The sequence below is a fragment of the Membranihabitans marinus genome (assembly GCF_021729155.1).
In the GTDB taxonomy this organism is placed as follows: Bacteria; Bacteroidota; Bacteroidia; order Chitinophagales; family Saprospiraceae; genus Membranihabitans; species Membranihabitans marinus.
Genome location: NZ_JAJQYA010000002.1, coordinates 187245 through 213871, shown reverse-complemented (window position 1 = coordinate 213871; position 26627 = coordinate 187245). Strand labels below are relative to the sequence as shown.

The following is a 26627-nucleotide window of genomic DNA, read 5'->3' as shown; positions in this document are numbered from 1 at the left end:
AAATATACATCATAAATATGTTTGATAAAATCATTGCTTATTCAGTAAAGAATAAGTTTGTTATTGGTCTATTGGTCTTGGCTCTCATTCTTTGGGGCAGTTATTCCATTAGACAAATTCCCATAGATGCAGTACCAGATATTACCAATAATCAGGTACAAATCATCACCACTTCTCCGACATTAGCTACTTTGGAGATTGAGCGCTTTGTGACTACTCCATTAGAACTCACATTGCAAAATTTACAAAACATCGTTGAAATTAGATCCATATCGAGATTTGGACTATCTGTAATCACCATTGTCTTTGAAGAAAATGTAGATATATACAGAGCTCGTCAATTGGTCAGTGAAAAATTGAACGAAGCAGAAGAATACATTCCCCCCAGCATTGGCAGACCGGAAATGTCTCCCATATCCACAGGTTTAGGTGAAATATATCAGTATGTAGTCCGCCCTGTAGAAGGATATGAAGATCAATACAGTACTAGCGAATTACGAACCATACAGGATTGGATTGTCAAAAGACAATTGTCTGGCATTGACGGTGTTGCAGAAGTCAATTCCATGGGCGGGCATTTAAAACAATATGAAGTAGCTGTTGATCCCAATCTTCTTAAATCCATGAATATCAATATAGGAGAGATCTTCACCGCCCTCGAAAAAAGTAACGAAAATACCGGAGGGGCCTATATTGAAAAAAACCCTAACACCTATTATATTCGTACTGCAGGTCTGGCCAAATCCTTGGAGGACATCGGAAACATTTTGGTAAATAATCGAGGAAATACTCCAGTATTTGTCAAAGATATAGCCAAAGTGCAATACGGTCAAGCTCCTAGATATGGTGCTTTGGTGAGAGATGGTAAAGAAGTTGTGGGAGGAAAAGTTATGATGTTTAAGGGCAGCAATACTGCAAAAGTCACTGAATCCATTAAGGAGAGAGTAATCCAAATCCAATCCTCGCTACCTGAAGGGGTAATTATAGAACCTTATCTGGTCCGAGACAAGCTTATTCATACCGCTATAGGCACTGTTCAAAAGAATCTTATCGAAGGAGGTCTGATCGTCATTTTTATCCTCGTTTTGCTATTGGGCAACTGGCGAGCCGGTCTAATCGTAGCCTCTGTAATCCCTCTTTCCATGATGTTTGCCATATCCATGATGAGGGTATTCGGCATTTCTGCCAATTTAATGAGTTTGGGAGCCATCGATTTTGGTTTAATCGTAGATGGTTCAGTAATCATCGTCGAAGCCATTATTCACAGAATTGTATCGCGAAAAGGGGGTCAAAGATTATCCATTCAGCAAATGAATGAGGAAGTGATCAAAGCATCGCAAAAAATCAGAAAATCTGCGGCATTCGGTGAGATCATTATCCTCATGGTATACATACCTATTTTGGCTTTAGTCGGCATTGAAGGCAAAATGTTTAAACCCATGGCTCAGACCGTAATGTTGGCCATTATCGGAGCTTTAATACTGTCTTTAACCTATGTACCCATGATGGTCGCTTGGCTATTGAACAAAAATGTACAGCATAAAAAGAATTTTTCCGATCGAATAATAGCCTATATCCAAAACCTCTATAGTCCATTACTTCGAATGGCATTTACCTATAAAAAACTCGTTCTCGCTGTCATCATTGCAATCTTCGGTATCAGCATAGCAGTGTTTAGCAAAATGGGAGGGGAATTTATACCCACCTTAGAAGAAGGTGATTTGGCCATGCAACATATTCTTCCACCTGGAAGCTCATTATCACAGAGTATTGCCACTGCAAAAATGATTCAGGAAAAACTGCTCAACGAGTTTCCAGAAATCGAAGACATTGTCGCCAATATAGGATCGGCTGAAATCCCCACCGATCCCATGCCGGTTGAAATCGCCGATTATGTGTTGATCATGAAAGACATGGACGAATGGACATCGGCTAAAAACAGAAAAGAAATTTTTGAAAAATTTGAAGCCAGTCTCCACGACATACCTGGAGTAGGATATGAATTCTCACAACCCATCCAACTCAGATTCAACGAATTAATGACTGGAACCAAAGCTGATATTGCCATTAAATTATACGGAGACAATCTCGACTTATTGTACGATAAAGCAAAAGAAGCTGAATCCATTATTCAACAATTACCAGGAGTGTCTACTGTCAATGTCGAGCAAACCATAGGCATGCCTCAAATAATGATTGAATACGATTACTCGAAAATGGCGCGCTACGGTGTACACGTCAAAGAAGTCAATCAAGTTATTCGATCGTCCTTTGCAGGTGAAAAAGCAGGAGTCATATACGAAGGCGAAAAACGATTTGACCTAGTAGTTCGACTCAATCAAGACAATCGAGTAGACATACAGGATGTACAAGAACTTTATGTACCCTTGGATGATGGCAATCAAGTACCACTATCCTCATTGGCGAAAGTTAGCCTTCAAGATGCTCCAATGCAGATTTCTAGAGACAATACCAATCGTCGAATCGTCATCGGCGTCAATGTGGGCGATACTGATGTAGAAACCTTGGTCAATAACATAGAAACATCATTGAATCGGGAATTAAACCTGCCTGCTGGATATTATTTTAGTTATGGAGGACAGTTTGAAAATCTTAAGGCCGCTACAAAACGGTTGTCCATTGCCTTGCCCATTGCTCTAGGTATCATATTTATCTTACTGTATTTCACTTTCGGTTCGGTAGCACAAGCTGGTCTAATATTTACCGCTATCCCCCTTTCGGCTATTGGTGGTATTTGGGCTCTACAGCTAAGAGATATGCCTTTTAGCATTTCTGCAGGTATAGGATTTATTGCTCTGTTTGGGGTGGCCGTTCTCAATGGCATTGTCCTCATTGGATATTTTAATCAATTAAAAAATGAAGGGATGAAAGACATTATGGACCGTATAAAACATGGAACACAAGTCCGACTTCGGCCTGTAATAATGACGGCCAGTGTAGCTTCGCTGGGATTTTTACCCATGGCCTTATCTACCTCTGGGGGAGCAGAAGTCCAACGCCCCTTGGCCACTGTAGTCATAGGTGGACTGATCACAGCTACTTTTCTGACCCTCATAGCTTTACCGATATTGTATTACTATTTAGCTAGATGGCAAGAAAAAGGATCTAATAAAATTTTATTGCGAAATATATTATTGCCCATCCCCATATTGTTTGCCAGTCAATGGACACAAGGTCAATCCATAACCTTGGGTCTCGATAGTGTTATAACATTATTGCAGCAAAACCATCCTTTGATGGATCAATTCAATTTATCGGTGGACCAATACAGCAGTTTACAAAATATGCCCTACAGTTTGGGTAATACTCAAATCCAATATGAGGGCGACGGTCTTTTTAAAGAAAATGGACAATTGGTCAATCAACTTACCGTAAATCAATCATTGCCTCATCCCCAAAAAGTCAAAGCCGCCAACGCCGTCAATGCCGGTTTATTTGCATTGGCCAAGACGAGAAGAGAAATAAATATTCAAGAACTCGTCCTCTCAGTAAAACTAATCTACTATGAGGCCCAATACCAAAATGAATTATGGGATGTCTATGAAGATTTGATTAAAGTATACCGTGAATATCTTAAAAAATCAGAGGTTCGACGATCTGCTGGTCTCACACAGCCATTGGAAGCTATACATATTCAATCTCAGTTAGAAGAATACCAAATTCAGCAACGAGGTACTCGACTAGAAATTGACTATTTAGAAGAGCAGTTGGCCATATGGACAAATCAAAATCTCCCTGTCCATCCTCTGCCCGCTGTGGATACGATTACGTGGTCACCTAGTGCTCAACCTTCTAGTCTTTGGACAACAGAAAAGACGCAATCAATTGATATACAGCTACATAAACTCCATCAACTAAAGACGTCTATGAAACCAGATTTCAATATTGGATATGGCTTACAAAACTATTTCGATGGCGGTCAATTACACGGCTTACAATTGGGGATGACCTTGCCACTTATGCGGTCTCAACAAAAACGTTTGATAGAATCCCAAAACATTGAAATTAAAAAAAGTGAATTAGATGTTGAAATTCAATCTCTAGAAATAGCCAATAAAATAGCCAAAACCATTAAAGAGATCGAACAATATCATGCTGGATTTTCATACTACAAGACACAAATTGAAACCATTAATCCGATGGTAAAATCTATGTCTGAAGCTATTTATGATGCAGGAGAAATGGATTATTTAGACCTGCTAAAAACCCTTGACCTTCTGTTTCAGAAACGGAAAGGTTATCTAAATCAACGTTTGGGTTGGCAAAATGCTATAGCCCAATACCAATATTTTACTCAATATCAATAATTAACAAAATGAATTTAAATATCATATATAGTTTTTTCTTCGTCCTATTGTTTGCCTGTCAAAACACCTCTCGATCCACTGACGAGGATAATCATACTGACCATTCAACCGACAACCATCTACATGAGGATGAAACCTCAAGTGACCATCATAGTGAGAAAGCGATGTCATCCGATCATGAAGTGATATCTCTCACGCGTGATCAAATGAATACCATTAGCATAGAATTTGGAAGTTTTTCCGAAATGAAAATAAACGATTTTATCAAAGCTACTGGAACTTTGGGATTGCCTCCGAATGCCTATACCAGTGTCAACACAAAATTTCCTGGAGTTATATCCAACAGTATAAAAATGGTAGAAGGGGAATATATTCAAAAAGGCAAGATCTTGGCCTATATCGAAAATCCCGATCTAATTCTCAAACAGGAATCCTATCTCACCTTACAAGCAGAACTGATCTATCTTCAACAATCAATTGCCAGACAGGAAACCCTAGCTAATGCTAAGGCAGGTATTGAAAAAAATAGACAGAGTCTAGAATCAGACATTGCCATAAAAAAAGCACAAATACAGTCCATTGAAAAACAATTGACCTATTACGGAATTGATGTAGGTGAGATCGAGAAAAATCCATTTGTTGACAAAATACCACTTATTTCACCTAGTTCTGGTTACATAACCGCAGTAAATATACACAACGGACAATATGTCAATCCTCAAGACCAACTTTTAGAGATTATAAGTAATGAACATTTGCATTTAGAACTGGATGTTTTTGAAAAGGATATCGCTCTAATTGAAAAAGGGCAAAAGATCACCTACACTATTCCCGCCTTGGGAAGTAAAATGTATAATGGAGAAGTCGAAATTATTGGAAAAGAGTTTAATTTAGAAAATAAAACGGTGAGGATCCACGGCCATCTCGATGAAGAGATTCAGCCTTTTATTAAAGATTTGTTTATTGATGCTAAGATTTGGCTTAACGGGGGGTCTGTTACAGCATTGCCTGAAGAAGCCATTATCCAAGATGGTGAATCGTCCTATATATATACTGCCAATCCCGACTCAGAAGGCAAGTCAGTAGAGTTTAAAAAAATAATGGTAATTCCAGAGTCTACATCTGGAGGATATACCAGTTTACGAATGCTAGAAGACCTTCCTTCGGGACATAAAATTGTAATAAAGGGAAGCTATTATATATATGCCCATTCCAAATCGGGAGAACTAGAACACGAACACTAAAAATTATTAAAATGTCAAACCTTCAACATACCGACAAAGAAATCAATCCAAAATGTTGCTCAATGGATGAATCTTCTTCAAACATAGAAGTTCAACCCATCACAAACTCAACCAATAAAAGGGGGCTATCAGATTACTCCCAAGATTCGAGTAGATTTTCGTTTAATTGGCCACTTTACCTTCCCATTATTACAAGTGGATTACTCTTGCTGTCTGGCTTGGTTTTTGAGTTTTACTTTAAGGCATCTTTTTTCATAAATTGGGTCAAAATCCCTTGGTATTTATTGGCCTACCTCATCGTAGGTCTACCGGTAATTAAAGAGGCTGTGAAGGCTATAGGTAAAAAGCAAATTTTCACGGAATTTTTCTTAATGAGTATAGCTACTATCGGGGCCATTGCTATTGGTGAATATCCCGAAGCTGTAGCCGTGATGTTGTTCTATACTTTTGGTGAAATTCTTCAATCCAATGCATTGCGCAAAGCCAAAAGAAGCATTTCCGCCTTATTGGATATTCGCCCCAAGATAGCCCATGTTGCCCGATCTAATACCTATGTTACCGTAAGCCCTGAAGAAGTGAATATTGGTGACATGATTCGAGTCAAGGTAGGTGAAAGTATACCACTAGATGGTATTTTGCACAGTGCCAGTGCCCAATTAAATACGGCAGCCATTACTGGTGAAAGTAATGTACAACATTTTGACAGAGGACATAATCTTATGGCTGGATCCATCAATCTAAGTAATGTATTAGAAATAGAAGTGACAAAGTCATACAAGGATAGTTCAATTTCTCGGATTTTGGATATGGTTCAGAATGCCAATAGTAAAAAAGCAAAATCAGAATTACTAATTAGAAAATTGGCAAAAATATATACCCCAATAGTATTCTATCTAGCGGTTGCTCTATGCCTCGTCCCAATGATTTTCCTAGACCAATATGTATTTAGTGACTGGCTGTACAGAGCATTGGTGTTTTTGGTCATCTCCTGCCCTTGTGCCCTCGTTATTTCTATTCCCCTCGGTTATTTTGGTGGTTTGGGTGCTGCCTCTAGAAATGGTATTTTATTTAAGGGCAGCAATTATATCGACCAAATTACTAAGATCAACACCTTGGTATTGGATAAGACAGGAACAGTCACTACTGGCAAATTTGGCATAAAGTATATAGATGCCATAAATGGCTATTCTGATCAAAATATAATGGCCTATATCCAATCTATCGAATCTCAATCCAACCATCCATTGGCCCAGGCTCTACTCGATTATTCGGTAGATCATCCCCTGCCTCAAGCCCAAGATGTAGAAGAATGGTCTGGCCGTGGATTGTCTGGTCGAGTCAATGGTGATGAAGTTGTTGTGGGTAATGAAAATTTACTATCAATGAAAGGAATTACTCTCCCTCAGAATTTGAATCCATTATCCGGTACGGCAATCTATATTGCTATCAAAGACGAATATGCGGGTCGAGTAATTTTAGCCGACCAAGTCAAAGAGGATGCCGAAGCTGCGATTTTGGGAATTAAAAACCTAGGTATATCAGAAATATATATGCTTTCAGGGGACAAGGACAGTATTACCCAAGGCATCGCTAAAGAATTGAATATTCCCTATGCCCAAGGTGATTTATTGCCAGAAGATAAACTGGCCTATGTTGAAGATTTAACATATCAACAAGATCGCATCACTGCATTTATGGGTGATGGCATCAATGATGCACCGGTGTTGGCCGCTTGCGATATTGGTATTGCAATGGGGGGAATGGGTAGTGATATTGCGATAGAAACTGCCGATGTTATTTTGCAAAACGACCAACCGTCTAAACTTATCACAGCCATTAAAATAGCTCGATCAACCCAAAGAATTATTTGGCAAAACATCTACCTTGTCTTTGCTGTAAAGATCCTTGTTTTGATTTTGGGGGCTATCGGTTATGCGTCCATGTGGGAAGCAGTATTCGCAGATGTAGGATTGGCCTTAGTAGCCATAGCCAATGCAATTCGACTACAGAAAATGAATTGGGACGGAACTAATTCTTAAAGATTTAATTACCTAAAATCTAAAACAAATCACACCGGCCAGGTTCTGGAATTAGAAGTTGTTTTTCCACATCATCGACTCTACTGGTCGAATGGTTCTTTCGTTGTATTTGGCGTTGGCTTTTTTATTGTAATAGTTTTCTATTTCACCTTCCACCATAAAATAGATCAATTGACCTATGGGCATTCCTGCGTATACCCTTACCGGGTGGGTACATGAGATTTCCAATGTCCAAGTATTACAAAAACCTACATCGCCTTTACCGGCAGTTGCGTGAATATCTATACCCAATCGCCCCACACTGCTCTTCCCTTCCAAAAATGGTACAGAATTATGAGTCTCAGTATATTCTTCTGTCACTCCGAGGTATAGGGTATTGGGATGTAATACAAAGCCTTCTTCTGGGATTTCTAAATGCTCAATAGTGTTATGTTTCTTAGCATCGAGAATATGATCCTTGTAATAGGCCAACCACTTTCCAAGGTGAACATCGTATGAATTGGTTCCCAAACAAGAAGGATCGAAAGGTTCAATTACTATTTGTCCATTATCGATGGACTCCAATATTTTTTTATCACTCAGTATCATAGGCTATTCTCGTAATTGCGACACAAGGTAAATAGTTTTTTTAAAACAGCATCATATATCTCATACCACATTATCAAAAGACGGAGCGAAGAGATCACCAATTAAAGGATGTATAAAATATTTTAAATTTTTAATAACACTAGCATTTGCAAACAATTAAACACACAAAGGGAAATAGTCCAAATATTTTGTTTTATTTGTTACACTATTTCAATATCATTAGAAAAATAAAAACATAAATTATAAAACATGGCAACAACCGATTTATATACTAGAGATGAATCAGGAATTTTAGAGCCACCTACTACCACTATAGGTAAAATCAAACAAATCGGTCCAGGTTTTATTTTATCGGCGGCTGTAGTTGGCTCAGGTGAACTTATAGCAACCACTGCATTGGGAGCAAAAGCAGGTTTTATTGCATTCTGGGTCATTTTGGTCAGTTGTTTGGTAAAAGTTACCCTGCAAATGGAATTTGGTAAACAAGCCATTTTCTCTGGTAAAACGGTGATGATGGCCTTTAACGAGTTGCCCGGTCCCCGGATAAAAAAAACCAATTGGACGATATGGAGTTGGTTATTTATTCAACTTTTCAAATTGCTTCAGGTCGGGGGAATCATTGGTGGTGTGGGCATCGCCATCCATATGTTACTGCCATTTTTCCCTATTTGGGTTTATGTGTGTTTTGCTGCCATCGTAGCTGCATTATTGATAGCTAAGGGGAATTATGGATCTATAGAAAAATTGGCGTTATCAATGATCCTATTTTTTACTTTACTGACCTTTGCCTCATTAATAGCCGTTCAATTTACCGAATACCAGATTCATTGGGCCGATATTCGCGAGGGTTTGTCCTTTTCACTTCCAGCGTCTGCTGTAGCTGTTGCCATTGCTGCATTTGGAATAACCGGTATTGGTGGTGATGAAATCATGTATTACAATTATTGGTGTATAGAGAAAGGCTATGCGAGATTTACAGGACCCTATCAAGATACAGAAGAGTGGTACAATAGAGCTCGTGGATGGATACAGGTCATGCATTGGGACGCTATTTTATCTATGGTAGTATACACCATTGTAACTGCGGCTTTTTACCTTTTGGGAGCATCCATCTTGCATTCACAGGGATTGATGCCTGAGGGTTATGAAACCATTAAGACGTTGGCATTACTGTATACTGAGTCATTGGGATCATGGGCAAATGTGATGTATTTACTAGGTGCCATAGTTGCATTATTTTCCACAGTTTTTGCCGCTCTAGCCAGTTGGACAAGAATATTCACCGATGCATTTGGCCAATTGGGATGGATTTCTTTCCACGATGTCAAAGTAAGGGCGAAGAGTTTTAAAGCCATGGCATGGATTTTTCCAAGTTTATGGGCCATCCTGTATTTCTTTATAAAACTACCTGTTTTGATGATTTTAATTGGGGGTTTTTCAACTTCTATTTTGCTGTTAATCGTTGTATATGCCGCATATCATTTTAGATACAACAACTTGCCCGAACCATTGAAACCCAAACTTCTATACGACATCTTTCTATGGATAAGCATCATTGCCATTATGGGCGTAGGTCTTTATTCCATATATCAGGTAGTCTAATTGTACTTATCGTAAAACCAGGTTATAAAAATATATTCATTGAGACCAAGTCTGATTGAATGAGTGAAGACGCAAGGCATTGCGTCTCTACGGTGCTGCGCACTTCACTCCTTCACCTCCATGTCGTGTGGGTTGGCCCTGCGTCTCCTAAAATCAGGCTCAAGCTATAATGACCAAATGCAGTATACGACCGAATGAAGATCCAAGATCCAAATGTCTTAAAATAGGCATTTAGTAGTCTTTCAGACTACTTCATTCGCTCGTACTCTACAGAAATCGAAAGATTACCGACAATTATAAACTCATTTGGTATAATTTAAAATCCGGAATAAATAACACTTTGCAAAACCATTTAAATAAAAAACAACAAAAAAATAATCAACTAAATATACTTATACTAAATTAATATCGTATATTAATTCATATAATTTTAATTAGATATTCAACTCACTGAATAGATCAAATAATTTATGAATATACTCATCGTCAAAAACGGTGTCATTCCATTTAAACATTATGGTGGCACGGAACGAGTAATTTGGTATTTGGGAAAAGAACTAGTTAAATTAGGCCATAAGATAACTTATCTAGTTGAAGCGAATTCCACTTGCGATTTTGCTAAGGTTATTGTATTGAATCCTAATAAGGACATTAGATCTCAAATCCCCAAAGATATCGACCTTGTCCATTTCCATTATTTCCCCGACAACTATACGTCAATCGACCGGCCCTACGTAATCACCCTTCATGGAAATCCCAACCATTCTAATCCCCTCGATCTCAATACCATTTTTATTTCAAGTAATCATGCGAGTAGATTTGGTTCTCAAAATTTTGTATACAATGGTTTAGATTGGGAAGACTACTCTAAGGTAAACTTCCAAATTAATAGAAAATATTTCCATTTTTTAGGAAAGGCAGCCTGGAGAGTTAAAAATGTTAGAGGTGCTATCAATGTAATTAAAGCCAGTCCAAAGGAAAAAATAAAGATATTAGGTGGACGAAGGTTAAATTTTTCCATGGGATTTCGTTGGACACTGAGCCGACGAGCTGAATTTCACGGCATGGTTGGAGGTATTAAAAAAGATGGTTTAATTCAAGGCTCTAAAGGATTAATATTTCCAGTTCGATGGCATGAACCATTTGGATTGGCTATAATTGAAAGCATGTATTTTGGTTGTCCAGTATTTGGAACCCCCTATGGATCTCTGCCGGAATTGATCCATAAAGAGGTTGGATACTTAACCATTGAAGGTCAGGAGATGACAGAGGCTATATTGAACAGTGACCAATACAATGCGCGATTTTGCCATGAATATGCAAGAGAGAGTTTTCACTCTAAAAAAATGACTGAAGCTTATTTAGAGAAATATCAACTAGTACTATCCGGCCAAAACCTAAATACCAGTCCTCCCAAAAGGATAGAATTAAACACAATCAAGTTATTACCATGGAATTCGTAATGTTGAATTACAACTTATAATTAGATTTAGTAATAACTGATATTTAATTTTAAAATATTATGTTTTTACTAAAAAAACCTTTATTATAGTCTGTCAAAATGATAAATACAATGAGACTTATTGGAATATTATTATTTTCTTTCAATATTTTATTTGGACAAAACGCCTCAATAACTATTAAGATAACAGAACCCTATATAAACCTCCCAGTAGCCCAAGACCAGGAACGAGGCAAGATGACTATTCGCGATAACAATGGTTTTCAACGGGAATTTGTTATCCGCCTAAGTGATGATATAGTTGACTATTGGGTATACACCGATGTTTCGGATTATATAGGCCAAACCCTCACCTTAGATTTTACAGAAGCCCGCAACGGGTTAAAAAATATTTACAATTCAGCGGACATAGCAGATGCCGAGGACCTCTATCGAGAACGGCTTCGGCCTCAGGCCCATTTTAGTACTCGACGTGGATGGATCAACGATCCCAACGGATTGGTCTACTACGATGGAGAGTATCATCTTTTCTACCAGCACAATCCCTATGAGATCCACTGGGAAAATATGCATTGGGGACATGCAGTCAGCAAAGATCTACTCCATTGGGAAGAATTAGGAGAAGCCTTATACCCAGATGATTTAGGAACAATGTTTTCGGGCACGATTGCTGTAGATGAAAACAATAGCAGTGGATTTCAAACCGGAAATGAAAAAACCTTGATTGCCGCATACACCGCTCACCAATCACATAAACAGGTTCAATGTATAGCATACAGTAATGATAGAGGTCGTACTTGGACCAAATACGAAGGTAATCCCGTCATTGATAGCCAAGACCGCTGGCAATCAAAAAACCTCAGAGATCCAAAAATATTTTATCACCATCCCTCTGAAAAATGGGTCATGGTTCTGTTTGAAAAGGATGGTTTTTCTATTTATCAGTCAAAAGATTTAAAAGATTGGGACTACAAAAGCCACGTCGAAGGATTCTGGGAATGTCCTGAATTGTTCGAACTACCTGTGGATGGCGATCTCAACCATAAAAAATGGGTAATGTATGGTGCATCAGGAACCTATATGGTCGGTGATTTTGATGGCGAAAAATTTACCATGACATCGGGCAAACATCAATACTATAGTGGTAAACAATTCGCTTCACAGACATTTAATAATATCCCTAAAGAAGATGGGAGAAGAATCCAAATTGGATGGGGTAAAATCAATTCGGAAAATATGGCATTCAACCAGATGATGCTCTTCCCTACCCAACTTACTTTGCGAAATACCGTAAACGGAATTCGATTATTTAATCAACCTATTCGAGAAATTGAAAATCTTCATATCGATAACTACAGTTGGAAAAACCCATCAGTAGATGATCTCAATACTGAATTATCAAAAATAGAAGGCGATGCTTTTCATATTGTAATGAAAGTGGAAATCATCGAAGGAAATCGATTCATTTTGGAATTGGATGGACAGATCATCGCTAATTATTCAATGAATTACAACACATTAAATGATGTGTTTTTTGAAGATGACCAGATCCAATCGCGAACCATGGATTTGGAGATTATTGTCGATAGAACTTCTGTTGAATTATTTGCTCAAAATGGAAAATTCACCAAAATAGATGCGAGAAAAAGTCCAGTTAATGGCAAAAAAGGATTCTATTTTAACCCTCATGGATCAAAACTCAAAATACATGAATTTGAAATAGCCCAATTGACTTCCATATGGAATTCATACACCAATGACAAATAAACTACAGCGAAGAATAAAAGTATTTAAAAGAAATCTATGTCGACATTCTGCGAACCAAACTGATATCAACCACTTTTTTGGTCAAACTTCCCTCCGTAGTTACATTTTTACCTTGTACAACCAATTCAATAAATGCTTGTACAACAGCATCAGCCATTTCGGGGATTCTCTGATCAATGGTAGATATAGAAGGTGTAACAATAGATGAACGAGGATCATTGGAATACCCAATAATTTTTAATTGACTGGGTACATCAATTTGATTTTCTTTAGCATATTGAAGAACGGTAATGGCTGTGGTATCGTTGGCAGCCAATATCCCATCTGGAGGTATATCAAAGTCGTTAAACAAATGTCTACAATCATCCCAAGTCAAATTATTATTCAATGGATGGGAAAAAACATAGTTTTCATCGTAGATGATATTGTTATTTTTCAGCGCTTGTTGAAATCCTTGTAGTCTATCGTGATAAATCTTACAGGAAGTTGGGCCATTGATAAAGGCCAAGGTTTTGCAACCGGTCTCAATCAAGTGATTGGCAGCCAAATATCCCCCTCTGACATCATCACCTATTATAACATATGCCGGCAAATCAACTTTGGGAACCCTATCATAGAATACCACAGGAATCCCCCTGTCAATAAAGGGTTGAAAATGACTGTAATCTTCTGTATAAAGTGAAAGTGAAGTAAACAAAGCATCTACTCGATAAGAATACAATGTATTCACCAATTGACGTTCCAGCTCAAAGGAATCATTGGATTGACAAATAATGACATTGTACCCGTAATCATGCATTTTGTTTTGAATAACGGTCAACAATTCAGTCTGAAAATATGAAGACAAACTCGGGATAATAAAACCCACGGTATATGACTTCTTACTTCTCAATCCAGAGGCTATTTTGTTGCGTCGATAACCCATTTTTTGAGCCATTTTACGCACCTTTTCCTTGGTAGCCTCACTGATATCACTATGATCGTTTAGAGCACGAGATACAGTGGCCGCAGATATATTCAATTCATTGGCTATATCTACGATGGTAAAATCTTGTCCGTTTTTCTTTTTCTCCACTGCAGATCATTTAATCTTTTAAGCTTCTATTCCTCTGTGAAAATAAAGCTAATTGTATTAATTTAAATTCAATAATTTCTATTATTTAAGAAATTAAAGATTCAAATATTGTTTTACATTATTGTAACAAATATCTTCAACCATTTGTCCAATAAAGGCAATTTCTGAAGCTGGGAGTAAACCCTTCTCAATATCATTCCCCAATAGATTGCACAATATCCTTCTAAAATATTCATGCCGAGGGAAGGAAAGGAAACTGCGACTATCGGTCAACATCCCTACAAAGAGAGACAAGATACCTACACTAGATAATAGGTTCATCTGATCTTCCATTCCATCTTTTTGATCTAGAAACCACCAACCAGATCCCCATTGAATCTTACCACGGGTTATACCGTCATTAAAATTCCCTATCATGGTTGCAAAAGTGGCGTTATCTTTGGGATTTAAATTATAGATTATGGTTTTGGTCAGTTGATCTGTTTGATCTAATCGATTAAACAATCTCGACATATTCCAAGCGTGATTTTCATCGCGCATAGAATCAAATCCGGTATCCGACCCCAATTTATTAAACATTCTAGTGCTGTTGTTTCGCAGCGCTCCTACGTGAAATTGCTGTACCCAACCTTGCTGGTGATACATACAACATAAATGATACAACACATAAGACTTGTACTTATTGGATTCCTGCTCGCTAACTTCTTCTCCACTCAATCGCTTGACAAGGATAGCTTCTGCTTCTTCCGGTGTACAATCTTCTGAATAAATAGTATCCAAACCGTAGTCAGAAGCTTTACAACCCAATGAAGTAAAAAACTTAATCCGGGCTTCCAACACTTCGATCAATTGACTTACCGACTGGATATCAACACCTTCCGAATTACCCAATTTTTCAATATAGGCTGGAAATTCACTTTTTTCAATATTAAGTGACTTGTCAGGTCTAAACGTGGGGAACATTTTAAAACTCCCGCCTGGATCTTTTCCATATGCAATATGTTGATCTAAAGAGTCGGCAGGGTCATCTGTTGTACAGACGACCTCTACCTTCATTTTCTCTAATAAGCGAACAGCGGAATATTCAGGTGAATTTATTTTCTCTGAAACAGCGTCGTATATCGCCGATCCAGAGTCCGCATTCAACAATTGGTTTACACCAAAATATCGCTTTAATTCCAAATGCGTCCAATGATACAATGGATTACGCATAGTATATGGTACTGATTCAGCCCATTTCTGAAATTTTTCCTTTGGCCCATGGTCACCAGTTATAAAGGATTCATCAACACCCAAGGCCCTCATTGCACGCCACTTATAATGATCACCTTCCAACCATGCCTCAGTGATATTGGTATATATTCTATTATCTTGAATATCCTTCGGCGGTAAATGGTTGTGATAATCAATGATGGGCTGATGAGCAGCATGGTCAAAATACAGCTGCCTTGCATAATCGTTCTCCAGTATAAAATTCTCCTTTATAAAATCAGACATAGTATAGTAATTTATAGGCTTGGGGCCAACAAGTAAGTATTTAAATTATCTTTAAAATTCTCGAATCTTGATGCTTCTATAAGCAACTCTGTTTCCGTGGTCTTGCAACAAGATATGTCCTTGATCTAATTCTCCGAAATTAGGCCATTTTTCATATTTGCTATAATTTACAAGAGCTCTAAACATTGGGGTTTTGCGCTCGTATTCAACCACTTTGTAACCGTTCAACCAATGTTCTACGTGATTGCCTTGAACCACTATTCTAGCTTGGTTCCACTCTCCTACTCCACGGAAAGTCTTTGATCTACCTTCAATAGACAAATTGGTAGCAGCGATAAGATCGTACAATGAACCAACAGTTCTATTTCCCTTTACACCTTTCTTAGCGTCAGGATGTTTCTTATCATCCAAAATTTGAAATTCCAAACCAATTGACGAACCCGATCCTTGATTGATATCAGGGTCTACAAAATACTTAATACCAGAATTGGCACCTTCGGTTATTTTAAATTCCAATTGCAATTCAAAATCGGAGAATTTTTCTTCAGTGATAATATCACCACCGTTTTCAGCTTCTCCTCCGTTTCCTTCCAATACTATTAATTGGCCATCTTCAACCACCCAACCATTCTTAGGAAAGGTTTTGGACTTGGCACTTCTCCATCCGTCAGTGGTTTTTCCGTCCCACAACATTCTCCATCCTCTTCTTATTTCTTGCTCGCTAAGATTGTTGGCCAAATAATTCAGTTCAACAACATCGGGATCCATGGCCCATCGATTGTATTCCAAATTCTCTGTAGCAATACGGATATTTCTCCATCTAATTTGTTTGCCTTCTTGGAATTTTTTACCGATACCGTGAACTTGTAATCCGATAAAACCACTAGCGGTTTTGTCGTCCAACATATTGGTCGTATTGACACCATTTACCCAAATTCGAATACTTGGTCCAATGGCTTCAATACGGTAACTGTTCCAACCAGAAACGTTAAATGCTGCTCTTCCTTTGGGATTACGAGACAAGGGATATAACCATCCTCGACGACCTTCATCATAAACACCTCCACTATAAGCCCGACTACTGGGATCGATTTCGCATTGGTATCCGTGAACTCTTCCGTCTTTATAGCTTTCGATGCTATTGGATCTAAATTGAACCCCGCTATTTAAACTAGGGTCTACCATTACTTCAAATTCCAATATAAAATCGGAATACATTATATCAGTGGTCAAAAAAGTATTCGGTGTATTTAATTGAGAAGTACCCACTATTTCATCTCCTTCTATATGGTATTTAGCCTTACCATTCAAGATAGTCCAACCGTCAAAATTTTTTCCATTAAATAATTCTTTCCAGTTGAGATCTTGGGCTGATAACGCTTGCGCGCCCAAAATTAAAAGTGTTAATAATAAAAATTTGTTTTTCATAATAAAGTTTTTAGTATCCAAATAACCCAGGTAGCCACATGACCAACGCTGGAACATAAGTTATAATAAATAGTACAATGACCATAGTCAATAAAAATGGAAGCAATGGCTTAATCACCTCGGTTACCTTTACATGGGCGACCCCACTACCGACAAAGAGCAAGGTTCCCACTGGAGGTGTACATATCCCAATACATAGATTGAGGACCATAATAATCCCAAAGTGTACGGGGTCCATTCCCAACTCAGTAACTAAGGGCAAAAATATAGGCGTAAAGATTAACACCGCAGGGGTAATATCCATAAAGGTACCCACCACTAAGAGCGTTAAGTTGATAATCAAGAAAATGACAAATGGGTTACTTATATTACCCAGTACCAGATTGGTGATATACTGTGGGAAGCTTTCAAAAGAAAACAACCAAGACATGGCCATAGAGGTACCGATTAAGAAAGTAACGATAGCATTGGTTTTTGCACTATCTAGGAATATCTTTTTGAAATCTTTTATTTTGACTTCTTTATATGCCAAAGCCAAACCTGCAGCATAGAGTACTGCAATAGCAGCAGCCTCAGTGGCAGTAAATACACCAGCTACAATTCCGCCAACAACGACGAACAACATCAATAAACTTAGGAATGCACCTTTAAAGTCTTTCCACAATGTGGTCAATGAAGATCTGTCCCCTCTTGGCAAGTCCATTTTACGCGCAAAATAAGAAGCGGTAATCATCAATGCCAATCCGGTAAGAATACCTGGAATATATCCAGCCAAAAATAAGGCAGCTACTGATGCTGTCCCCCCACTGGCCAATGCAAAAACGATAAGGACGTTACTGGGTGGAATAATCAATCCAGTAGTTGAAGCTGTTATATTTATGGCCGCCGTATATGGTCGAGGATACCCCTCTTTGACCATGGTTTCAGTCATAGTCCCTCCAATAGCAGAGGCCGCTGCAACCGATGAACCAGATATTGCTCCAAAAAGCATGGCCGCTAAAATATTGACAAATGACAAACCTCCTGGCAGAGCTCCGACAAGAGATTTTGCAAAATTAATTAATCGCCTTGCAATACCTCCTTGGTTCATTATTTCCCCTGCTAATACAAAGAATGGAATAGCCAATAAAGCAAATGAATCCAAACCTGTCATCATTCGCTGACTAATGGTCGTAACAGCTGGCAAAAAAGGAATGCTCAACAATAATGTCAAGGTGGTGGATATACCAATACTAAAAGCTACGGGAACTTTTAGAAACAACAATATAAAAAACGATAAAAATAGAATCGATATACTAAATAATTCAGGATTCATGCTCAGGATATTTATTAACACTAATTTGCTTCAAGTGAATTAGGGAATAGAATGTAATCAATACGCCACTCAAGGGCAATACAGAATACACCGCCCCCAAAGGAACCTGCAAGGCAGGAGACTTTTGATTCAAATAAAAGGTCATATACATTAAATACGCACCTCCAATAACCAATACGGCTACAGAAAATACGATGATCAATATTTCTATGAAATAATCTAATCGACGCTGATTATCCGGTGAAAATTTTTTAAACAAGTAATCGATAGATATGTGCCCCCGCTGACCTGTCATATATGCGGCGCCTAATATGGCCAACCACATCAAACAAAATCGAGCCAATTCTTCTGTAAAAGAGGCGGATACGTTGAAGATATATCTACTCAACACTTGCCAAGTAACGCTCAGTGTCATAATAATAAATATACCTATCAGTAATCGCTCTACTGTTTTGTTTATTAAGGTTATCATCAATTTGTATTTTCTATTCGTTCCAATAATTCACCTAATTTGGGATCGGCTCTCAGCCTATCTTTCATTGGTTGAGTAGCCACTCGAAAAGATTCGGCATCAGGCTCAATAATTTCAACACCTTGTTCTCTTAAGAAAGCCATATCTTTTTCTACCGCTTCATTCCAATATTTCTTTTCTGCCACTAAAGAAGATTCAGCCGCCGTCATCAACCAACCTTGCTCCTCTTCAGTCAGTTTATCCCATACCTGAGTTCCAACCACTACTACGTCGGGCAAAAAAGTATGCCTATCCAAAGAATAGTATTTACAGATTTCATAGTGATTTGAGGTCACCACAGATGGAGCGTTATTTTCTGCTCCATCCACAACCCCTTGCTGCAATGCAGTATAAAGTTCTCCAAAAGACATTGGCGTTGCAGATCCTCCGAGCAAGTTGACCATTTCAATGGCCATATTGTCGTTCATTACACGAATTTTCAAGCCTTTAACATCTTCAGCAGAATGAATGGGCTTTGTTTTGGTATAAAAACTACGACTCCCAGCATCGTAAAAACATAGTCCTTTCAATAAATATTCTTTTCCGCTATCTAATATCTCTTTGCCGATCTCTCCTTCTAATACCCGCCAACCGTGATCGGCATCCTTAAATAAATAAGGGACGCCAAGTACGCGATATTTTGGAGAAAAATTGGCCATGGTTCCCGCACTGACCTTAGTCATTCCTACGCTTCCTATCTGGATAAGCTCCAACACTTCTCTTTCAGACCCCAATTGGCCATTGGGATAGATTTTCAACTCCATTTTCCCATCAGAATTTTTAATTAATTCCGTATTTAAAAATTCTAAAGCCCGATGCACTGGGTGACTGGTGGGCAAAGAGTGAGCTAAAATAATAGTGTTTTTGTCTTTTGCCCCACCGCAAGAGGTCAACAAAATGGACAATACAATGAAAGCACTATAGAACCAAGAGATTTTCATATTTTAAGAGTTTTGAAGTTGGACAATGGCTCTTTCTATTCCTAATATAGCTCGCAATCCTTTCATTCTTCCAATACATGTATAGCCTGGATTGGTGGTTTTGTGCAAATCGTCCAACATGGCATGACCGTGATCTGGTCTCATGGGAACTACTCGATCCGAACCTATAAGTGTTTGTATAATGGCTACGAAATCAGCATTACCCGCTAAGTGATCGGCCTCATAAAAATGGCGTTCGCCAACGACTTCAACACTTCGAAGATGGTAAAAATGAATTCGCTCTCTAAATTCCTTTACCATGGCCACCATGTCGTTATTGGGATTGGCCCCGAAAGAACCCGTACAGAAACAAATACCATTATTCATAGATGGTACTTTGGTCATTAGGTAATCTAAGTCGTCGCGATTGCTGACAAATCTAGGAATTCCAAATATAGAAAAGGGAGGATCATCAGGATGTACAGCCATCTTGATACCATATTCTTCAGCCGTAGGCATAATCGCTGACAAGAAAGCTACCATATTATTTTGCAAATCTAATTTCGATACTCCATCGTAGAGTTTCAACTTCTCCTTAAAGTCGTCTAATTCATAACCAGATTCAGAACCGGGTAAACCTGCCAAAATATTTTGTTGCAATTTCAATCGTTCTTCTTCCGACATTTGATCGAATAAAGCTGTTGCCTTTGCGATTATTTCATCGTTGTAATCTACTTCCGTACCCTCTCTTTGGAGAACAAAAAGGTCGAAGGCTGCCAAATCGACTATATCAAAATACAAGGCCAGGGTTTGATCTTCCAAGGGGTGATAAAGCCTCGTTCTAGTCCAATCTAAAATGGGCATAAAATTATATGTAACCGTTTTCACACCCAATTCTCCCAAATTGCGAAGAGATATTTTATAGTTTTCAATGAGTTGTTCACTGGTATCCAACATCAACTTGATATCTTCATGCACTGGCAAACTCTCAACTACATTCCATGTAAGTCCAGCGGCTTCAACTTCGTCAATTCTCTTTTGGATTTCTTCCTTAGTCCACACTTCTCCATTGGGAATATGGTGCAGGGCAGTTACGATTCCGGTAGCACCAGTTTGTTTTATATCGAGTAAAGTTACTGTATCTGCAGGTCCATACCATCGCATCGAAGGTTCGAAGAAATTTTTATTTTTCATATTATTTGAATTACAATATCAATTTAAAATATAGATTAAACACCACTAAAAGCACTAAAACCACCATCGATAGGAATAATAATTCCCGTAGTAAATCGCGAAGCTGGACTACATAAATAATGAATAATACCATTGAGTTCATCAGCTTGGCCAAATCGACCATAAGGTGTATTCTGAACAATTACTTGTCCTCTATCAGTCAGGCTCCCATCTTCATTGGTGAGCAATCTTTCATTTTGTTCGGTTAAAAAGAAACCAGGAGCCACAGCATTCACTCGAATTCTCTCCCCGTATTTTTTAGCAAATTCTACAGCCAACCATTTGGTAAACACATCGATGCTTCCCTTGGCCATGGAATAACCCAATACTCTGGTAATGGCTCGATCGGCGGCCATGGACGAATAGTTGATCACACTGGAATGTCCATCCTCTGGAAACAAAGCAGCCAACACATAGGTAGGCAATAATGTACCTAGGATATTTAAGTCAAATACCGACTTTAAGTCCTCTATACTTGCATCAAAAAATTGACTATCTGGCTGAATAACCGCACCGGGCTTATTCCCCCCAGCAGCATTGATAAGCACATCAATACCACCCCATTGTTCTTTTAATTGGTCTCTCACATTTTCGAGAAAACCTTGATCTAGCACATCTCCAGAGAAGCCACAAACTTCTCCGACGGCCGACCATTTGGTCAACAAAGCTTCTAATTTTTGAGGGGATCGATTAATTACGCAAACCTTTGCGTTGTTTTCTAATAAATATTGCACAGCTGCTTGTCCGAGGACACCTGATCCTCCGGTAATTACAACTCGTTTATTTTCAATACTAAATATTGACATTATTTTTTCTTTAAAACTTATATTTCAAAATTAAACTCAGTACTACTTTTAAAAACGCTAAAACTACATTAAAAAAGGGGATATGTCAAAAATATCTAAGGTAATTTTCCACAAGAAATTAAGTTAGTTTTGCGGTAATTATTGAAAAAATTAATACCGTCAAAATCGCAATCGATTGCAATTTATTCTAAATCATGGACTTTGGATTTTATATTAACTTAAAATTTAAAGCGTTTGCATAGTAAAAAATCTTGATTTAATAGAGATAATCAATTCCGATGACCACTGCAGGATAAAGATATGGCATTCAAATAACTGTATTACCAAATACTTTTTTTAATGACCGAGCATGACAGAACATGACCGAATGTAGTTGCTCGAAGAGCAACCCAATTGATTAAATATCAATTGGATGAAGGAACCGAGGGATCCATCCATCGGGTGTGACCGAGCGAAGTGCGCAGCACCATTGATCCTAAATGGATCAATGGCGAGGGAACCGGAGCCACTGTGCTCCGGCGTGACTGAAATATAAATCGATAGGTTTTTAGCCGCTGTGCTCCGGGTGGGTGAGCCTAGGTGAAGGAGCCACGACCACAGTGTCGTGGATGGGTGAGCCCGTAAATCGGTATTTGGCGAGGGAACCGAGAGCTCCGCCTCTCGGCTAAGAAAGATCCCATGCCGAGGCGTGACTGCAACGTAATTCGATAGGTTTTTAGCCACTGTGCTATGACGATGCTGCATAAAATTAGAAAGCGAAATTCCCCTCCAAAGGAGGGATGTCTGACTTGTCAGACGGGGTGGTTCGATTGAAAAAAGATAAATTTTAATAATTCCTACAGAATTTCCATACCACCCCGTCAGTAAACTGACACCCCTCCAAAGGAGGGGAATTGTCTAGGATGACTGAATAAAGTTGCTCAAAGAGCAACCCGATGTCCTAAATATGACCGAATGTAGTTGCTCTTTAGAGCAACCAGATGGACTAAATGTCCATCGGATGAGGGAACTGGAGCCACTGCGCTCCGGGTGGGTTCGCCACTGCGATGCGACAAGAACACATAAAATTCGACAGCAAATTCTCACTGGCTCCAGCGTGGTATAAATAAAATTTCATAATAATCTTTACTGTGCCGAGATGACCGAGCATGACAGAACATGACTGAATGTAGTTGCTCGAAGAGCAACCCAATTGATTAAATATCAATTGGATGAAGGAACCGAGGGATCCATCCATCGGGTGGGTGGACAAAAGCATCTGAGACTGTAAATCGGCATTTGGCGAGGGAACCGAGAGCTCCGCCTCTCGGCTAAGAAAGCTCCCGGCCGAGGCGTGACTGCAACGTAATTCGATAGGTTTTTAGCCACTGTGCTCCAGATGGGTTTGCTAGGCGAAAGAAGCCACGACCACTGTGTCGTGACAAAACTATATGAAAGTTGACAAATATTAACTAGATTTTACAGTAATACTTAAATTGTATTTTGGAAGACGCAATGCCTTGCGTCTCTACGTCCTCAGAATGAATTTAAAGATCATGCCTAGGCACAATATAGTCAGGTCTCTTCTTTCAGACATGACGACTCAAAAATAGTAGATAACAACTAAAAAATGTACCAGGATATTACTTCAATAGCCCATTCCGACAGCCTTCCATTAGGATTTTTAAAAATATTCCTCCTCATCTAATAGGGCAATAGCCATGGAATAAAACAATGAGTATATCTAGATTGACCAGCCTACTGGCTTACTTTTCTAATTTTATCTTAAATGTTTTCACCTCTGGAGGTAAACATCTCGTATTGTCACAAACCATAAACTCTACACTACCCATTAGGTAGGTAGTCACTGGAATTTTCAACTTCACCGATTGCTTAAAATCCACACTATTGGCATATGATTTAACTTCAACACCAAACATTTCATCCATCTTCGCTTCCATTTTGCCCTCTTCTCTTACCTCCCCAGTAATTTCTACAGCCCGATTCGCTACAAAGGTCACTTCAGTAGGTATAGGTCCACCCTCTGGTGTAAATTGAGAATAAATATGCCAGCCCGGATCGATGTCAGCTGTAAGAACAACATCAATACTATTATCTCCTTTTTTCACAGATGAAAATGACCAATCTACAGGCTTCACAATCTGAGCCATGGTTATATTGACAAATCCAATGGAGATCAAGACAATTAATAAATGTTTCATATATCAGTTAATTTATCTTCTTAAATATTTTTTTTCTCAACTCTATAAGATGACTTTTTTCATCCGATGCCAAGGTATTCCAACGCAATTTATACCAAGCATCCAATATTGAATCATAATATATAACACTTAAACGAATGAAAAGAGGGATAAGTACCCATAAGGCCATAGTCCATATACCCAAAATGGGGTAAAATATTATCGACCATATGATAGAAAATAATGGAATTAATACCAAAAACCCAGCCATCCTCAATCCAGATACATATTCTGCACTTGAATTTAGTTTGTTTTGAACTGTATATACGATATACCTCGGCACAAATAAAAATAATCCGCCCAGCAATGCAAAGGGAAAACCCAGTATCAACCAAAGGTATTCAACAAAAGGTTGTCGGTATTTTTTAAAAACGCGATCGTCTAAACCCTTCTTTTTTAATGCCTTTTTATATTCCCGATTAATTTTTTTAACATCATCAAAATCACTGGACTTCATTTTGCTGATCTCATGTCCACATTCGTCTACGGCTTCAAAAAAATCTTCATTATTTCTTTCAGCTACGGGATAAGACCTCATCTCCACATCATTGCCCCTATATCTCAATATATCATCAGCTACTCGCAGTCTATCATCTTGCTTGATATTGTACATTAAATCGTACATCCGCCGACCGATCTCATGGGTCAATTCTCGAATAGCCGCGCGATCTTCACCATCTTCTACCTTGGAATAATAATCTTGGGTCGATATCGGTTTGCCAATTTGAACCGATACCACCGTCCTGGGTTGTGGTGAACTTTCAAAATTGACCCCAACCGGCACTATATACACATCGTCTAAATCTCTATTTTCAATGCCACCAAAAGCAATTCGAGCGATCCCCTTTTGAATAGGTCGCGTACGCTTTATATGTACCGTACTGCCTTCACAAAAAACGGCAATACAACCATTTTCTTTCAATAAATCAAAACAGTAACTAAACTGTTTTTCATTTTGTCTCATATTTGAAAATCCATCTCGAAACCTGTAAATGGGTAATTGATTGGTCTCCTTAAAAAACCACTTCACCTTATCACTAACCAAATCTCCGCGAACTAAAAAATGTAATTCTCGATCCAAATGGGTGGCCAATACACAGGGTTCGGTAAAAGATGATGGATGGTTTACAGCCAATAGAACAGGCTTGTCTTTTGGGATGTTTTCCATACCATTGACTAATATCTTGCGATAATACCCCCTAATTACCCATCGTGTCGTAGGCCTTAATATATCATATAACATTCCTCCACATATTTTTTTTGTAATTTCGGCGCCGTAAACTTAGTGCATTTTGGTAGAAAAGGAAAATAAACCGTCGATATTGATCATTAGTGGCCCCACAGCCTCTGGCAAGTCTTCTATTGCCGAACAATTAGCTATAGATTACAACCTACCCATAATCAACGCCGACTCAAGACAGATCTATCGCTCTATGAATATTGGCACAGCAAAACCACCGCCAACTATTTTACAAAAAATAGATTACCACTTAATCGACATCCTCGATATAACAGAAAGATATTCAGCGGGTCAGTTCTGTCGAGACACCGGCGATTTATTGAAAAACAAACTCTCACATCACCCTATCATCATTATCTGTGGAGGAAGCGATTTTTATATTCAAGCCTTGATCAATGGTTTGGCTGAGACTCCTGCCATCTCAGAAACCATAAAGGAAAAATGGAAAAAAGATTACAAAACAAAAGGGATAAATTTTCTCCAAGACCAGCTTCAGGAATTAGATGCCGCCTATTATCAAAAAATCGATACACAGAATCCACATCGACTACTGCGAGCGTTAATGGTAATAGATCAAACTCAAAAATCACTATCTGAATTTGAAACCAGTCCATCCATTCTCGATGATTATAATGTAGGTCATTTTGCCGTTCATAGAGACAGACCAGAACTCTACGAAAGAATCAATAGTAGAGTCGACCAAATGATTGATCAAGGTCTTATCAATGAAGTCCTACAATTGTTACCCTTTCAACACACTGTAGCTCTGGACACAGTAGGATATAGAGAAATCTTGGATTATTTCGATGGTCAATACGATTTACTCTATGCCATAGACAAAATAAAACAACACAGTCGCAACTATGCCAAAAGACAATTGACCTGGTTGAGAAAAAACCCTAACTTACAAGCCATCAATCCCAATGACATCCAAATGCTTAGAAATTGGGTTGAAGATAAATTACAATAAAGTCAATACATTTTCTGGAGGTCTACCAATAACCGCTTTGTCGCCTTTGATAAAAATGGGACGTTCAATTAATGATGGATTTTCTGCCAAAACATCCAACCATTCATCGTCACTGAGCTCCTGGTCCTTATACTCTGTTTTGTACAATTTTTCATTCTTTCTAATCAATTCCAAAGGTCGAATTCCCAATTTTTTGATCAAAGAAGCCAGTTCTTGTTTACTAGGGTGATCAACTAGGTATTTTTTAATTTTAACCTCAACTTTATTTTCTTCTAAGAGGGATAATGCCTGCCTAGATTTCTGACATCTCGGATTGTGATAAATTTCCATATATTGCAACACTTATTAAAAATTTGAAATAT

19 protein-coding genes are annotated in these 26627 nt (G+C 38.4%); 7 read left to right on the top strand and 12 right to left on the bottom strand.

Annotated elements, in window-relative coordinates; translation table 11 throughout:
• The first annotated feature begins 17 nt into the window (after positions 1-17).
• Genes LVD51_RS02135 through LVD51_RS02125 form a run of 3 tightly spaced genes read left to right on the top strand, consistent with a single transcriptional unit; the run spans position 18 to position 7611 of the window.
• Positions 18-4328 (top strand): CusA/CzcA family heavy metal efflux RND transporter, encoded by a 4311-nt coding sequence (locus tag LVD51_RS02135; RefSeq protein WP_236969529.1) that lies wholly within the window; start codon positions 18-20, stop codon positions 4326-4328.
• An 8-nt stretch (positions 4329-4336) separates the two neighbouring features.
• Positions 4337-5572 (top strand): efflux RND transporter periplasmic adaptor subunit, encoded by a 1236-nt coding sequence (locus LVD51_RS02130; RefSeq protein WP_236969528.1) that lies wholly within the window; start codon positions 4337-4339, stop codon positions 5570-5572.
• 11 nt (positions 5573-5583) lie between these two features.
• The gene (locus LVD51_RS02125) at positions 5584-7611 is read left to right on the top strand and encodes a heavy metal translocating P-type ATPase (protein ID WP_236969527.1); all 2028 of its coding nucleotides are present in this window, start codon (positions 5584-5586) and stop codon (positions 7609-7611) included.
• Positions 7612-7662: 51 nt separating this feature from the next.
• Here LVD51_RS02125 and dcd read toward each other — a convergent pair whose 3' ends face one another.
• Positions 7663-8199, bottom strand: coding sequence for a dCTP deaminase (gene dcd, locus LVD51_RS02120; protein WP_236969526.1), 537 nt, complete (start codon positions 8197-8199; stop codon positions 7663-7665).
• A gap of 249 nt (positions 8200-8448) precedes the next feature.
• Between dcd and LVD51_RS02115 the strand changes: the two genes are divergently transcribed.
• From LVD51_RS02115 to LVD51_RS02105, 3 genes are all read left to right on the top strand, one after another.
• Entirely contained in the window at positions 8449-9801 is a 1353-nt protein-coding gene (locus tag LVD51_RS02115; protein ID WP_236969525.1) for an Nramp family divalent metal transporter, read from the top strand.
• Between the two features lie 470 nt (positions 9802-10271).
• A complete protein-coding gene (locus tag LVD51_RS02110; protein ID WP_236969524.1) occupies positions 10272-11264 on the top strand; it encodes a glycosyltransferase in 993 nt (330 codons plus the stop codon).
• 110 nt (positions 11265-11374) lie between these two features.
• Positions 11375-13030 carry a DUF4980 domain-containing protein gene (locus LVD51_RS02105; protein ID WP_236969523.1) on the top strand — a complete coding sequence of 552 codons (1656 nt, stop codon included), beginning with the start codon at positions 11375-11377 and terminating at the stop codon, positions 13028-13030.
• 34 nt (positions 13031-13064) lie between these two features.
• Here the strand turns inward: LVD51_RS02105 and LVD51_RS02100 are convergent, their stop codons facing one another.
• The 10 genes from LVD51_RS02100 to LVD51_RS02055 all read right to left on the bottom strand — a co-directional run bounded on the left by LVD51_RS02100 (position 13065) and on the right by LVD51_RS02055 (position 25298).
• Positions 13065-14105 (bottom strand): LacI family DNA-binding transcriptional regulator, encoded by a 1041-nt coding sequence (locus LVD51_RS02100; RefSeq protein WP_236969522.1) that lies wholly within the window; start codon positions 14103-14105, stop codon positions 13065-13067.
• Positions 14106-14198: 93 nt separating this feature from the next.
• Complete coding sequence (gene uxaC, locus LVD51_RS02095; RefSeq protein WP_236969521.1) at positions 14199-15602, bottom strand: glucuronate isomerase; 1404 nt, start codon at positions 15600-15602, stop codon at positions 14199-14201.
• A gap of 51 nt (positions 15603-15653) precedes the next feature.
• A complete protein-coding gene (locus tag LVD51_RS02090) occupies positions 15654-17030 on the bottom strand; it encodes a 3-keto-disaccharide hydrolase (protein ID WP_236969520.1) in 1377 nt (458 codons plus the stop codon).
• Positions 17031-17040: 10 nt separating this feature from the next.
• Entirely contained in the window at positions 17041-18345 is a 1305-nt protein-coding gene (locus LVD51_RS02085) for a TRAP transporter large permease (RefSeq protein ID WP_236969519.1), read from the bottom strand.
• The gene (locus LVD51_RS02080) at positions 18335-18817 is read right to left on the bottom strand and encodes a TRAP transporter small permease (protein ID WP_236969518.1); all 483 of its coding nucleotides are present in this window, start codon (positions 18815-18817) and stop codon (positions 18335-18337) included. The genes LVD51_RS02085 and LVD51_RS02080 overlap by 11 nt, the downstream gene beginning before the upstream one ends.
• Positions 18817-19797: a TRAP transporter substrate-binding protein gene (locus LVD51_RS02075; protein WP_236969517.1), complete on the bottom strand. Its 981-nt coding sequence runs from the start codon at positions 19795-19797 to the stop codon at positions 18817-18819. The genes LVD51_RS02080 and LVD51_RS02075 overlap by 1 nt, the downstream gene beginning before the upstream one ends.
• Before the next feature lie 3 nt (positions 19798-19800).
• Complete coding sequence (uxuA, locus tag LVD51_RS02070) at positions 19801-20970, bottom strand: mannonate dehydratase (protein WP_236969516.1); 1170 nt, start codon at positions 20968-20970, stop codon at positions 19801-19803.
• Positions 20971-21005: 35 nt separating this feature from the next.
• Entirely contained in the window at positions 21006-21815 is an 810-nt protein-coding gene (locus tag LVD51_RS02065) for an SDR family oxidoreductase (protein ID WP_236969515.1), read from the bottom strand.
• 1745 nt (positions 21816-23560) lie between these two features.
• Positions 23561-24016 (bottom strand): protein-disulfide reductase DsbD domain-containing protein, encoded by a 456-nt coding sequence (locus tag LVD51_RS02060; protein WP_236969514.1) that lies wholly within the window; start codon positions 24014-24016, stop codon positions 23561-23563.
• Between the two features lie 7 nt (positions 24017-24023).
• Positions 24024-25298: a 1-acyl-sn-glycerol-3-phosphate acyltransferase gene (locus LVD51_RS02055; RefSeq protein ID WP_236969513.1), complete on the bottom strand. Its 1275-nt coding sequence runs from the start codon at positions 25296-25298 to the stop codon at positions 24024-24026.
• Between the two features lie 49 nt (positions 25299-25347).
• Here LVD51_RS02055 and miaA point away from each other — a divergent pair, with 49 nt between their 5' ends.
• Positions 25348-26265, top strand: a complete 918-nt coding sequence (miaA, locus tag LVD51_RS02050; RefSeq protein WP_236969512.1) for a tRNA (adenosine(37)-N6)-dimethylallyltransferase MiaA — start codon at positions 25348-25350, stop codon at positions 26263-26265.
• Here miaA and arsC read toward each other — a convergent pair.
• A complete protein-coding gene (arsC, locus tag LVD51_RS02045; RefSeq protein ID WP_236969511.1) occupies positions 26257-26607 on the bottom strand; it encodes an arsenate reductase (glutaredoxin) in 351 nt (116 codons plus the stop codon). The genes miaA and arsC overlap by 9 nt on opposite strands.
• Between the last annotated feature and the right edge of the window lie 20 nt (positions 26608-26627).

What these genes read in the sequence shown, in the direction of transcription:
- LVD51_RS02135 (WP_236969529.1), top strand. Translation starts at nt 18, where the DNA reads ATGTTTGATAAAATCATTGCTTATTCAGTAAAGAATAAGTTTGTTATT.
- LVD51_RS02130 (WP_236969528.1), top strand. Translation starts at nt 4,337, where the DNA reads ATGAATTTAAATATCATATATAGTTTTTTCTTCGTCCTATTGTTTGCC.
- LVD51_RS02125 (WP_236969527.1), top strand. Translation starts at nt 5,584, where the DNA reads ATGTCAAACCTTCAACATACCGACAAAGAAATCAATCCAAAATGTTGC.
- dcd (WP_236969526.1), bottom strand. Translation starts at nt 8,199, where the DNA reads ATGATACTGAGTGATAAAAAAATATTGGAGTCCATCGATAATGGACAA.
- LVD51_RS02115 (WP_236969525.1), top strand. Translation starts at nt 8,449, where the DNA reads ATGGCAACAACCGATTTATATACTAGAGATGAATCAGGAATTTTAGAG.
- LVD51_RS02110 (WP_236969524.1), top strand. Translation starts at nt 10,272, where the DNA reads ATGAATATACTCATCGTCAAAAACGGTGTCATTCCATTTAAACATTAT.
- LVD51_RS02105 (WP_236969523.1), top strand. Translation starts at nt 11,375, where the DNA reads ATGAGACTTATTGGAATATTATTATTTTCTTTCAATATTTTATTTGGA.
- uxaC (WP_236969521.1), bottom strand. Translation starts at nt 15,602, where the DNA reads ATGTCTGATTTTATAAAGGAGAATTTTATACTGGAGAACGATTATGCA.
- LVD51_RS02090 (WP_236969520.1), bottom strand. Translation starts at nt 17,030, where the DNA reads ATGAAAAACAAATTTTTATTATTAACACTTTTAATTTTGGGCGCGCAA.
- LVD51_RS02085 (WP_236969519.1), bottom strand. Translation starts at nt 18,345, where the DNA reads ATGAATCCTGAATTATTTAGTATATCGATTCTATTTTTATCGTTTTTT.
- LVD51_RS02080 (WP_236969518.1), bottom strand. Translation starts at nt 18,817, where the DNA reads ATGATAACCTTAATAAACAAAACAGTAGAGCGATTACTGATAGGTATA.
- LVD51_RS02075 (WP_236969517.1), bottom strand. Translation starts at nt 19,797, where the DNA reads ATGAAAATCTCTTGGTTCTATAGTGCTTTCATTGTATTGTCCATTTTG.
- uxuA (WP_236969516.1), bottom strand. Translation starts at nt 20,970, where the DNA reads ATGAAAAATAAAAATTTCTTCGAACCTTCGATGCGATGGTATGGACCT.
- LVD51_RS02065 (WP_236969515.1), bottom strand. Translation starts at nt 21,815, where the DNA reads ATGTCAATATTTAGTATTGAAAATAAACGAGTTGTAATTACCGGAGGA.
- LVD51_RS02060 (WP_236969514.1), bottom strand. Translation starts at nt 24,016, where the DNA reads ATGAAACATTTATTAATTGTCTTGATCTCCATTGGATTTGTCAATATA.
- LVD51_RS02055 (WP_236969513.1), bottom strand. Translation starts at nt 25,298, where the DNA reads ATGTTATATGATATATTAAGGCCTACGACACGATGGGTAATTAGGGGG.